This is a genomic window from Segatella hominis (assembly GCF_004535825.1).
Lineage (GTDB): Bacteria > Bacteroidota > Bacteroidia > Bacteroidales > Bacteroidaceae > Prevotella > Prevotella hominis.
In genome coordinates this window covers 16008-28060 of the sequence record NZ_SGVY01000009.1, presented here as the reverse complement: position 1 = coordinate 28060, position 12053 = coordinate 16008, and the positions used below count along the sequence as shown (strand labels likewise).

7 protein-coding genes and 1 tRNA gene are annotated in these 12053 nt (G+C 43.3%); 3 read left to right on the top strand and 5 right to left on the bottom strand.

The genetic code is table 11. The features are described 5' to 3' along the window. Positions 1-185: 185 nt before the first annotated feature. Positions 186-1067, top strand: a complete 882-nt coding sequence (locus EXN75_RS05005; RefSeq protein WP_246031295.1) for a helix-turn-helix transcriptional regulator — start codon at positions 186-188, stop codon at positions 1065-1067. Positions 1068-1097: 30 nt separating this feature from the next. On the opposite strand, the gene EXN75_RS05000 is transcribed toward EXN75_RS05005, so the two are convergent. Next, a complete protein-coding gene (locus EXN75_RS05000; RefSeq protein WP_134842985.1) occupies positions 1098-2675 on the bottom strand; it encodes a glycoside hydrolase family 28 protein in 1578 nt (525 codons plus the stop codon). Between the two features lie 259 nt (positions 2676-2934). Here EXN75_RS05000 and EXN75_RS04995 point away from each other — a divergent pair, with 259 nt between their 5' ends. Continuing rightward, on the top strand, positions 2935-5538 hold the full coding sequence (locus tag EXN75_RS04995; RefSeq protein WP_134842984.1) for a thiol protease/hemagglutinin PrtT: 2604 nt from the start codon (positions 2935-2937) through the stop codon (positions 5536-5538). 182 nt (positions 5539-5720) lie between these two features. On the opposite strand, the gene EXN75_RS04990 is transcribed toward EXN75_RS04995, so the two are convergent. After that, positions 5721-5802 (bottom strand) — tRNA-Leu (locus EXN75_RS04990). A 227-nt stretch (positions 5803-6029) separates the two neighbouring features. Here EXN75_RS04990 and EXN75_RS04985 point away from each other — a divergent pair. Then, positions 6030-7121 (top strand): mannose-1-phosphate guanylyltransferase, encoded by a 1092-nt coding sequence (locus EXN75_RS04985; protein ID WP_134842983.1) that lies wholly within the window; start codon positions 6030-6032, stop codon positions 7119-7121. A 114-nt stretch (positions 7122-7235) separates the two neighbouring features. On the opposite strand, the gene EXN75_RS04980 is transcribed toward EXN75_RS04985, so the two are convergent. The 3 genes from EXN75_RS04980 to EXN75_RS04970 all read right to left on the bottom strand — a co-directional run bounded on the left by EXN75_RS04980 (position 7236) and on the right by EXN75_RS04970 (position 11926). Next, positions 7236-7637, bottom strand: coding sequence for an HIT family protein (locus EXN75_RS04980; protein WP_022111226.1), 402 nt, complete (start codon positions 7635-7637; stop codon positions 7236-7238). A 149-nt stretch (positions 7638-7786) separates the two neighbouring features. After that, positions 7787-8254 carry a transcription elongation factor GreA gene (greA, locus tag EXN75_RS04975; protein ID WP_022111225.1) on the bottom strand — a complete coding sequence of 156 codons (468 nt, stop codon included), beginning with the start codon at positions 8252-8254 and terminating at the stop codon, positions 7787-7789. A gap of 174 nt (positions 8255-8428) precedes the next feature. Continuing rightward, positions 8429-11926, bottom strand: a complete 3498-nt coding sequence (locus tag EXN75_RS04970; protein WP_134842982.1) for a DEAD/DEAH box helicase — start codon at positions 11924-11926, stop codon at positions 8429-8431. Positions 11927-12053 lie beyond the last annotated feature (127 nt).

Below are 12053 nucleotides of genomic sequence, written 5' to 3'. Positions count from 1 at the left end.
GGGTTTTACATATTGTTTTCTGATTCTGCATGCAAAATTAATGGGCTTTTGTGCAATATATGTTCACTTTCTGAGTTTTTATGTTAAAAGTGTTGTTGGGTTAAGGTCTATTAACAGAAATCAGAACCTTTTCCCTTAAAAACGGATCAACAAGGATTATGCGCCACGACAAGTTAGAAAAAGAAATGAATCTGATGCTTCTCCTTACCGAGAATCATCGTTATGAGGTAGATGCCATTTGTGACAGAATAGGCATTTCCCGCCGTATGCTTTATTATTATTTGGAGAGTTTCCGTGATTGGGGATTCAAGGTGGAGAAAAATGGAAAGATTTATAGTCTGGACAGAGAATCGCCTTTCTTCAAACATCTCTTTGAAACCATCAATTTCACAGAGGAGGAAGCCCTGACGATGCTCTCTATATTAAATAAGGTGGAGGATAATAATGCCATTATCCAGCGTCTGCGTCGAAAACTGGACCGTTTTTATGACTTAAACATCCTTTCTAATCCTCAATTACGTGAACAGGCTGCTCATCATGTGAGTGTGCTTTATGATGCCATCAAGCGTCATAGACTTGTGAAAATTATGAATTACTCTTCACCACACAGCAAAAGTATGAGCGACCGCGTGGTAGAACCTTTCCTCATGATGAACAATAATAATGATGTGCGCTGCTATGAATTAAGTTCGAAGATGAACAAGACGTTTAAGGTGGCCCGAATGGGAGATGTAATTTTGCTTGATTTGGAGTGGAGTAATGAAGCAAAACATAAGCAGATGTTTACCGATCTCTTTATGTTTAGTGGAGATGAACGCTTACCGGTCAAGCTTCGTTTGGATCAGCTTGCATATAATGTTTTCGTAGAAGAATATCCAAAATCTGCCGATTTCATCGTGAAAGAGACGGAGAAATCATGGATTTTTGAAGCAGAAATGGCAAGTTATATAGGTATCTCCAGATTTGTTTTAGGCTTGTTTGGTCATATAGAGGTTATAGAAAGTCCTGCTTTCTATGACTATCTGAAAAAGGAGATTCAGATGATGTCAGAAAAAGCAGGACTGTAATCTAAAGTAATTGATATAATCTTGAGAAAATTAGAAGTCAAGGGTGATACCGTTGGCATCTATTTTCTTATATGTCTTTCCGTTGACACTTACATTCTTGGAATTCTTGGCATCGAAGGTGTGGGTCTTGGTACTCACCTTGATGTTTTCCAACTTCACACCATCGGTGCGGTTGATGACGATGCCTTGTTGGGCATTGTTTACTTCCAGGTCTCTGATGCTGATGTTCTGCACTGGCATCTCTGGAAGACCATTGAAGTAGGCGGCACGGCGTGCGCCACGGCAGATGACGTGATTGATATCGATATTGCGGAAGGCTGGAGTGGTTTCATCGACCTTCTTCATATCTACCACCTGTTGCTTCTTCTGGTCGCCGTCGTTTAATGCTTCAACTGCTGATTTTCCACCATAATAGAGATCAAAGGTGATCACATCGGTTTGGATATCAAACATAGACATATCCTGGATGTAGATGTTCTCAACGACACCGCCACGACCACGGGCGCTCTTGAAACGTAAACCAACATCAGTACCGAGGAACTGGCAATCACGTACCATAATGTTCTTGACGCCACCGCTCATTTCGCTACCTACCACGAAACCGCCGTGACCCTTGAAAACGGTGCATCCATCGACAATCACGTTTTCACATGGAATGCCACGCTTTCTTCCGTCAAGGTCTTTACCGCTCTTGATACAGATACCATCATCACCTACGTCAAAAGTAGAATTGACAATCAGTGCGTTCTTGCATGATTCCAAATCAAGGCCATCACCATTCTGTGCAAAAGAAGGATTGCGTACCAATACATCTTCAATAAGTACATTCTCGCACATCAAAGGATGGATATTCCAGGCTGGAGAGTTCTGGAAGATCACGCCGTTGAGCCAAACGTTTTTGCAGCTGATGAGACTTACCATCACAGGACGGAGATAGTCTTTCACCTCATTCCAGCCTTCTTCGGTTGTAATGCCGAGCGGAACGTTCATGCCAGCGCCTTTTTCATCAGCTTTGAGAGCAGCCTCAGAAGGGAACCAGTAGTTAGGATTCTTGAAAGCACCGCCACGGGAAGTAATCTCTTTCCACTGGGCTGAAGTAACCTTTGCTTTCTTCAATGGACGCCAATATTCGCCGTTTCCATCGATGGCACCCTGACCGGTGATAGCCACGTTCTCTAAGTTTTTACCAGAGATAGGAGACTGGCAGCGGCGGGTGTCAAGACCTTCGAAAGAGGTTTCTACGAGAGGATAGAGGTTGACATCAGCAGAAAAGAGGATGACACCACCTTTTTCGATATGCAGGTTGATGTTGCTTTTCAGCGTGATAGGACCTGTAAACCATACACCTTGTGGAACAATCAGTTTACCACCGCCTTTCTGGTCCAGTGCATCAATCGCTTTCTTGAAAGCATCAGTACAGAGCGTAGAACCATCGCCGATAGCTCCGAAATCCTTGAGGTTAACCTCGTTGGCAGGGAATTGAGGGCGTGTTACCTTCTCCATCTGGAATGGAAGATTCTGGTAAAGCTCGTCATAATTGTTGGTTTCTGCTGCCTGTGACGCAAAAGTTGCCAGGCATGCAAATACGAAACTGAAAAATTTCTTCATGAATTAATCTGGGTTTAATAGAGTTATTAATAAATAGCTATTATTTCTTGTTCTGCATATAGGTTGCAGTTGATGTTGCAAAAATACGCATTTAATTTCTTATCGCCAAATAAATGGGATATTATTATATCGCAAACGTTTTCGCTCATGGGGAATATAGCAATTTGCAGAATTTTCTTAGGAAAAACTTGCAAGTGTAGAAGATTTGTCGTATATTTGTGGCCGATACAACTCAATTAAACTTTTTGATATATTGCTTATGAAATGTATTCGTTTACACCTATTATTATTAATCCTGTTGTTGATCTCTGTATCAGCATTTGCAGGACCACGTAGTTTCCGACAAGCCAAGCAGATAGCAGAGCGCCAGGCTGCTTTGTTGGGTATTGTCATGGATGAGTCTGCTGCATCACAGGCGAAGTCTTTTGGTTTTGGTGACAAAACTCAGAAATCTCAGGCTTCTGATCAGGAAACTGCCAGTTATTATGTTTTTCCTCATGGTGAGGGAAAGGGTTTCACGATTGTGTCGGGCGACGATTGTCTGCCGGAAATCGTGGGTTATACCGATCAGGGAACTTATGATGAGGCATCTCTTCCAGAAAGTTATAAGAACTTCATGAAGGCTTATCAGGAGATGGTAGAGGCTGTGACCAAGGGCGATCAAGCTACTCTGCGCAATTTGGCAGAGGTAAAAGCTTACCGTTCTTCGGTAAATACTACCCATTCCAAGGCAGTTTCTCCATTATTGGGTAATATTGCATGGAATCAGAGTAAGCCTTTTAATAATATGTGTCCGATTTATGATGGTAAAAATCGGGCTGTTACCGGTTGTGTGGCTACGGCTATGGCACAGGTGATGGCTTATTATAAGCATCCTAAACAATTGTTGCAGGATATTCCTGAATATACTAAGAAATGGTATGGCAGGGATGTAGCCGTTCCTGGTATCAGCAAGAGCGATGGTGTATATGATTGGGACAACATGTTACCTTTCTATAGTAGTGCCGAGGGTAGTTATTCCGAAACTCAGGCTAATGCTGTAGCCAAATTGATGTTCCATTGTGGAGCTGCCGTGCAGATGGGTTATGGTAGTTCGTCGGGTGCAAATCTTACACCAGCGCCCTTGGCTAAGTATTTCGGATATGATGCCGATATGATGCTGGATTTATCTCGCTCTTTATATTCTCTGGCAGAATGGACTCAGATTCTTGACAATGAATTGGCTGCTGGACGTCCGGTTTTCTATTCAGGTTCTTCTACTGATGGTGGTCATCAGTTTATCTGTGATGGTTCCGATGGACAGGGACTTTATCATATCAACTGGGGCTGGGGAGGCTATCAGAATGGTTATTTTGATGTTACGATCTTGAATCCTGAGAAGGGTGGTGTCGGCTCCGGTAATGCACAGGATGGTTACAACCGCAGTTGTAGTATGTTGGTTGGTGTGGCTCCTGATAATGGTAAGGTAGATGAGCCTGTAGCACCTTTCGCTCCTATTGTGCAGAGCTATTGGGATAAAATGTCTGTTTTTGAACTGACTAAGGATACAAGAAATCAGGTTTCAGATAAATTTGCTTTGAAAATACAAAACTATTTCTGTAATCAGAGTCGTCAGAATATGACAGGCTCTATCGCTTATGGTATATTGAAGTCTGATGGTACTTATGTTCCAATCTCTGGGGTTAAGGAATTCTCTTTTAAGGGTATCCAAGATAATGGCAGAACTTATGGTAATACTTTCTTGTTTGAATTTGATTATGCTTTCCCAATCGGACAGACCACGATCTATGCGATTTACAGTACCGATCATGTTCATTGGAACAAATGCGCTAATTCTGAAATGCGGCCTTATGTCGTTGAGGCTACAGCTCAAAAACTGACTCTGGTTCGCTCGCAATTGAAAGCAGATATCACTCCAACCGAAGAACTATTGGGTGGATTAACCAATGGCTTTGAAATTACTATCCAGAATCAGGGTGATATCGAATATTTGGGAGCCATCAATATCTTCAGCAATACGACTGCTACTATGCCAAACCAAGCCGCGACGGATGTGTATGTCACGGTTCCTGCGCATAGTTCTATTACCAGAAAAGTAGAGTTGTCTCCTTCGGAAGGTGATTTATATCTTTGGTTGACTGATGCAGGAGCAGAAAATGTCTTTGTTAATGGCAAAAAGTTTACGGTGGGAGCTACACCTGCAGCCCCTGTATTCACAGTTGTAAAGGCATGGACCAATGCGGCTCCAAATGAATATGAGACCGAAAAGGCGACTTATGGTAGTAATAAAGTGAAAGCTCCAAAGACGAATGATGCTTTTGCCCAATTCAATTTTGCTATCAAGAACGATGGAGGTACAGCTTTGTTGAAATATGCCTTGGTAGCATATAGTACGAATGAAAGAAGCTTTGTCCCTCGTTTTGAGACGGTACGCATTCCTGGTAATGGAGCGACCACTACGATTTCTAAGTCTTTTGACCCTAACGAGTTGGGCGGCAATACAATCATCTCTGATTTGTGGTTCATGAGTTTGACAGATAATGAATATTACGATATTCCAACCACTTTGTCTAAAAATAGACTTGACATAGTTTCGGGTGGCTATTATTCGTTTGAGCCATTTAATTTGGTTGTTTATGTAGCTGGTCAGCCTTCTGGTATTTCAACCATTTCCTTGAACAAGGGTATCTATGGTGGCAATGGCGAGATTATCATATCATCTGACCGCTCTCAGACCGTAAAGATCTTTAATCTGAGTGGACAGAAAGTAACTTCAGTTGCAGTTCAGGCAGGTGAAAGACAAGTGATTCCTGTGCCTTCAGGCATTTATATTGTAAATGGAATCAAAGTGATTGTGAAGTAATACCATCGTGAAATAGGATGAATGTTTCCAGCGTGATGGTGGAGATAAAGAGAAAAGTCCCACAGATCTCACAGATTTACACAGATTTAAGTTTTTGGTGTCGAAAAAAATATCTGTGTAATCTGTGAAATCTGTGGGAAAAAGAAAAAAGAGCCACAAATCTTTCGATTTGCAGCTCTTTGTACCCAGACCCGGGATCGAACCGGGATGGATTGCTCCACTGGTGTTTGAGACCAGCGCGTCTACCGATTCCGCCATCTGGGCGAATGCCTCTCGGCTTATTTGCGGTTGCAAAGGTACTAATAATTTTTGAACTGGCAAACTTTTTGCTGACTTTTTTTCAAAAAAATGCATTTTTATTTCGAAAACACTAAATTTTTGTTGTTTTTCACCTTATCTATATTAATTTGTGGAAAAAAACTTGGTTGGTTCACATATATTTTTTACCTTTACATCAGAATTTCAAAACTAACAATTAAGTTTCTTGATATATGACAATAAATGATAGCAACAATTATTGCGTGATACTCGCAGGTGGTAAGGGTAGAAGACTTTGGCCATGCAGTCGAAGCAATTACCCGAAACAATTTATCGATTTCTTCGGGGTGGGGCGTACTCAGTTGCAGCAGACCTACGATAGAATGGTGAAGATTGTGCCTGCCGACCATATTTTTATCAATACTAATGAGGAATATGTGGAACTGGTCAGGGAACAGTTGCCGCAGATTCCTGCTGAACGAATCATGGCAGAACCGATTCATCGCAATACGGCTCCAAGTGTAGCTTGGGCAAACCATCGTGTTTCGCAGTTGAATCCGAAAGCCTGCTTGATTACCACTCCTTCCGATCAGGCAGTTTTCAATGAGGAAGCTTTCAAGGAAAATGTACTGAAAGGACTGGCTTTTGTTGCTGAAAACGACAGATTTCTCTCGTTAGGTGTAAAACCAACCCGTCCTGAACCAGGATATGGTTATATCCAGTTGGGCGATGCAGAAGGGGATAATCTCTATAATGTTCAGTCATTTACAGAGAAACCTGAGCGTGATTTTGCCAAAATATTTGTTGATAGTGGTGAATTTTATTGGAATACAGGTATTTTCATTTCCAATGTCAAGCATTTACGCGAGAGTTTTTCTCAAATTCTGCCTGCTGTGCTGAGAGGTTTCGATGAGTCTTATCGCACTTTTGATGTGGAGACAGAGAATGCCTATATGAAGCAGAATTTCCCTTCATATCCAAATATTTCCGTAGATTATGCCATCTTAGAGAAGTCAGACAATGTATCTGTATTGAAGTGTGATTTCGGTTGGGCTGACCTCGGCACCTGGCACAGTATCTATGAGGCAATGCAGAAGAGCGAGGATGATAATGTGATCATAGATAGTGATGTCATGATGGAAAACTGCCATCGTAATGTCATCAAACTGCCAAAGGGCAAACTCGCAGTTCTCAATGGTTTAGATGGTTTCATTGTAGCAGAGAAGGACAATGTACTCTTGATCTGCAAGAAAGAAGATTCCTCAGCATTGGTTCGCAAATATGTGAATGAAGTGCAAATGAAGAAGGGCGAAGAATACATTTGAGATAATTAGAAATGACAAATGAGAAATTAGAAATTTAATTAAATGAGAAATGAGAAATGAGAAATGCAGCAAGATAGCCGTTCATTTCTAATTTCTCATTTGTCATTTCTAATTTCACATTTTTTTAAATTCTGTGTAGATCTTGTTAGAGATTTCCTTGAATTCCTCTTCAGTCAGTTTGAGATGTTCTTTGCGGAAGTTGACATCAGCCTCACTGTTCATTGGGATGAGGTGGATGTGTGCATGAGGAACTTCCAGACCCAAAACAACCTGTGCCACTTTTTTGCAAGGGAAAGCAGCCTTGATGGCCTTTGCCACTTTCTTGGCGAATACTTCAAACTCAGCGAGGTCTTCGTCTTCCATATCAAAGATATAATCCACTTCCTTGCGAGGAATGACCAATGTATGTCCCTTGCCGATAGGACTAATGTCTAAAAAAGCGTAGAACTTATCGCTTTCTGCGCACTTGTAGCTGGGAATCTCTCCCGCTGCAATCTTAGAAAAAATACTTGCCATAATCTCTTTCAATTAAACATTTATAATAGAAACTTTATTTCTCTCTCTTCGCATCATTCTCATTTGATATTATATTTAGTGGGCTTACATGTCATAATAAAAGGAACTGCCATAAGGGCTTGGGAGCCGATATGATAGTTCCTTTATTTTTATTCAAATGAGATCTTGTCGATACGGAGCTTGATGGTGCCGCGAGGAATCTTGATTTCTACAATCTCGCCCACCTTCTTGTTGAGCAATCCCTGTGCGATAGGAGTCTTGATGGAAATTTTGCCTTCCTTCAAGTTAGCCTCGCTTTCGCTCACGATAGTATATGTCATCTTTGCCTTGTTGACCATGTTGGTCATTTCCACCTTAGACATAATCTGCACGCAATCGGTGCTCAACTGCTTGGTGTCGATGATCTTAGCCTCGGCAATGGTGAGTTTGATACGATTGATTTTATCTTCAAGATGAGCCTGTGCCTCCTTGGCGGCATCATACTCTGAGTTCTCACTTAGGTCACCCTTGTCTCGGGCTTCAGCAATTGCGGCTGATGCCTTTGGGCGCTCTACTGTAGTGAGCTGTTTTAGTTCTGCTACGAGTTTATCGTAACCTTCTTGTGACATGTAAGCCATAATTCTTCTTATTAATTTATAGTTATTAATGTGATTTCTTAGAGGGGTAAAAAATAAAGAATCCCGGTGCCAGTTAAGCACCGGAATCCTGTATCTTTTATCTCTATTGAATTATCTTTGTTTTTTCTATTCTTTTGCAAAGATAGGACTTTATTTCCATACCGCCAAACTTTTTCAATGAAATTTCTCAAAAAAGCCGCCTTTTTCTTTTACGTATTCCATTAAATCATTAAAAATCTGATTATTACGGAGAATTTCTGGATTACCGGTCATAATCATTTGCCTTCTTGCACGAGTGATGGCTACGTTCAGTTTACGGTCGATGATATGACCGTCTTCTATAAAACTGTTTCCTGCCAGGAAGTCCAGTTGCCAGATGTTCTGGATGGTAAAACTGTAGATGATGACATCACGCTGGCTGCCCTGGTATCTTTCTACGGTGTCGATGCTGATTTTCTCCAGTTCTGGAATACCAAGTTTCTCGATTCCCTTGCGCACCATGGCTATCTGGTTGCGGTAAGGTACGATGACTCCCACTGTTTTCTGACTATCGAACTGATCTCCGTAATATCGGTGTATGCGGCGAAGTATATCTACTACGATTTCTGCTTCGTTGGCATTGATCTTGTCGGAAATATTCGGCTCCTTGCAGAATTCTGATGGTATGAATATCATACGATGATTCTTCAGGTGTTCATCGAGTTCATCCTCTGATGGGAGAGAATAGGCAAGTTGGGTTTCCAACTGGTGCTTGCATGGCACCGGTTCCAGTTGTTCCCGGCGATAGAACATCTTGTTTGGGAACTCGGCTATTTCCGGATGCATTCGTCCTTGACGACGCAAAATGCCGATGAAATCGGTACGATGCTCATGGTCTTCCCAGCGGATGAGGCGCTCGAAAAGGGAGTTGCGGCAGTTGGTAAGGCAGATGTCCTGTAGAATACTCATATCCATCAGGCTGTTCTGCTGACTGTCGTTGATGGTAGGAATGGCAGAGTCCTGTTCACTCTGCTGTACCACCGCTGGCAGTTGCTTATAGTCTCCGATGAGGATAAACTTGTCTATAGCTGACAGCAATCCGATGAGATTGGGTTCCAGAATCTGACTCGATTCGTCGATGATGGCAAGCTTGAAATGCTTCAGATTGAAGATGAAAGGCTTGGAGGTCATCATCGAGGTTGTTCCCACGATGACGCGCGTACCTATTATATATTGTTTGATGGCTTCCAACTTCGGACATTGGGCAATGGCTTTTTCTATCAGATATGGACGGAATCGTTCATCGCAGGAATATTCGCTGCCAAGTCGCAGAAATGGGATGCTGGAATCTACCAGCATTTCGCAGATTTCATCCACGGCACGGTTGGTATAGCTCATCAGTAGGATAGAGGAGGCTGGCTTTTGAGCCGTCTTTCCACCAGCGGCGATGCTTTCTGCTGTCGGCATTCCTGTTCCATCGTTCAATGCTTCTTCTACCATAAACTTCAAGGCACGACTTGTCTTTCCTGTTCCCGGAGGTCCCACGAGCAGAAAGTAATCCTGTGCCTGTTTGGCTCTCAGGATGATATCGTCAAGCACTTCGTCATAATGTCTGGTCAGCGTGAGTGAGGTGTTGCGGCGGGGAGGGCGCTGACCTAATAGCAAGTCGCGCTTCTCTTGAGGTGCACAGATAAACTGGTGCAGATTGCGGATGCTTCCACCGGTGCTGGCATCGGTAGTACCATGCTCGATAGCGTATGGCTTGTCCATTTCGAAGATGTCAGCATTCTGTTGACCATCGTTGAGATGTACCACGATTTCATGGGAATGAATCTCCTGCAATACACCTTTATATAATATAGCTTTCCTGACGTCTGGTTCTTCTTTCAGTTTGTAGGTATAGAGATATACCATGTCGCCGATACGGAAATTGGGCAGGAAGTCCTTGCCTTGGTCGGGTACGCTCAGGGTAATGGTATCGTAACCGCTACCTTCGCCACTCTGTTCTTTTCTGATGATATGGAGGTCGGTATAGATGTTGCCCGCATCCTTTTTCTCGGCAAGGGGCATCGTCCAGAGATCGCTGCTCGAAGTATTGGTTCCTTCCTGGGCACCTACTTTGGAAATCATCTGCTCGCGGAGCACAAAAGTCATCATCCTGCAGAAGTAGGCTTCTTCTAAAGGACTGAGTGCATGAAGCGGGTCGGTGATGTCTGCCAGTTGTGGCTTCAGGTACTTATTGTAGAAGAAGTCCTGGGTGCCTGCTACATTGAGAACATCAGGGGTAAACTCATTCAGCGCATGCTCGAATCCCTTCTTGGCTATTTCAAAAGAAGCGGCAACGAGTTGGTTGCGATATTCGATGGCTTCCCTGAAAAGTTTCTGGTAATAGGCTACCACCATCAGACCGTTCTGCGGCTGGTACTTGGAGTAGAGCAGACGGATGTTGACGAGATTGTTGCCCAACTTGAAGTTGTGCTGCAATACACCATAGTAGAGCAGCAACTGTACATAGTGGGGCACCAGCTGGAAACTGTGGTAGTTAGGGTCTGCCTGATGGTTCTCGATATTGAGGTTTCGTCCTGATTTCTGTTCTACGAGAAGTTTGCAGTCGGTGGTCATCAGATCGACACGTCCCTGTATGCCAAGGGCTTCGCACACGAATGACGGCTCCAGGATGGCTTTCTTCCGGTCGTAGATGCCCTCGCCCCGAAAGGCATTCATCTGTGCCTGGGAGACGGTGCGTGGGAAGAGAATATCCACTACCTGCTGCAGATTGTAAGCCTGCAGGTTGGCATCGGTATAGAATTTCTTGGCATCAAACCAGGGACAGGTGCAAAATTCCAGAGCCTTTTCTCTGAAATTGCTCTTGATGGTTTCGTTCACCTGATACTTGCCATGCGAATTGATGATATCGTCGAGCGCAGCACCGGCAAAGTTACCAAGTAGGGTAGCCTGGGTGTTGGCACGGGGTTTCATCAGATTCAAGAGATACAGCAGGGGATGATGACCGAATTCGGTAAAGCAGGCTGCGATACTACTGATGTCGATGAGATAATCCGGTTCAACGATGATGAGTCGGGGCGTGATGACTGGTTGGCGTATCTGACAGTCGAGCAGGTTGAGCTGCATGCCTTCCTCCAATATTTCGCAGAGATAGGTATGGTCGATGCCGTTTGCCTCATCTTTGAGACAAACGAGATGTTCTTCCTCATCAGTATCATGGTCGATATCCACATGGATGAAGTCCGAGTCCCAATTTTTCACGATGCAGCGGATGCGTCGGTTGCTGATGTCGAGTCCCTTCTGGTAGGGGCGGTTGGTATGTGGGATGAGAACGGTCAGTTCATGTGGAATATCAGTCTGGAATACGGCAGAGATGAAGATGGCGAGTGCACGGGCATCGTACTTCAGATCTTCCTCCGATAGAGGTTCCTGCTTGTTGCTGTGCCGGCGCATGGTCTGGATGGCAATCTTGTCGGCTATTTTGATGCCATGTACCTTGCAGAGATAATCCACCTGGGCGAAAAGGTTACCGAAAGCCTGTTTCGTATTCTTCACTCCTTCGTGGCAGCAGAGGATGAGCGTATCGTGCATCATCTTGTTGCGTGTAGCAGGTTCCAGGTCAGGAAGCATCAAGAGTTCCCTTACCCGCAGGAAAAGTTCTGTGGCGGATATGTTGTTTTGATTCATAGGCAACAAAGTTACGAAAATTATAAATACTCTTATAATAAAGGTATTTATAATTATTGATAATTAACTGTTAACTTTGGGGATCTGCTAATTGTGGACACCTCTTTTGAAAGAAAAAAGCAAAAAC

Bases quoted from the DNA above. Each gene is read 5' to 3' on its own strand.
- EXN75_RS05000 (WP_134842985.1), bottom strand. From the start codon at position 2,675: ATGAAGAAATTTTTCAGTTTCGTATTTGCATGCCTGGCAACTTTTGCG.
- EXN75_RS04970 (WP_134842982.1), bottom strand. From the start codon at position 11,926: ATGAATCAAAACAACATATCCGCCACAGAACTTTTCCTGCGGGTAAGG.
- EXN75_RS04985 (WP_134842983.1), top strand. From the start codon at position 6,030: ATGACAATAAATGATAGCAACAATTATTGCGTGATACTCGCAGGTGGT.
- EXN75_RS05005 (WP_246031295.1), top strand. From the start codon at position 186: ATGAATCTGATGCTTCTCCTTACCGAGAATCATCGTTATGAGGTAGAT.
- greA (WP_022111225.1), bottom strand. From the start codon at position 8,254: ATGGCTTACATGTCACAAGAAGGTTACGATAAACTCGTAGCAGAACTA.
- EXN75_RS04995 (WP_134842984.1), top strand. From the start codon at position 2,935: ATGAAATGTATTCGTTTACACCTATTATTATTAATCCTGTTGTTGATC.
- EXN75_RS04980 (WP_022111226.1), bottom strand. From the start codon at position 7,637: ATGGCAAGTATTTTTTCTAAGATTGCAGCGGGAGAGATTCCCAGCTAC.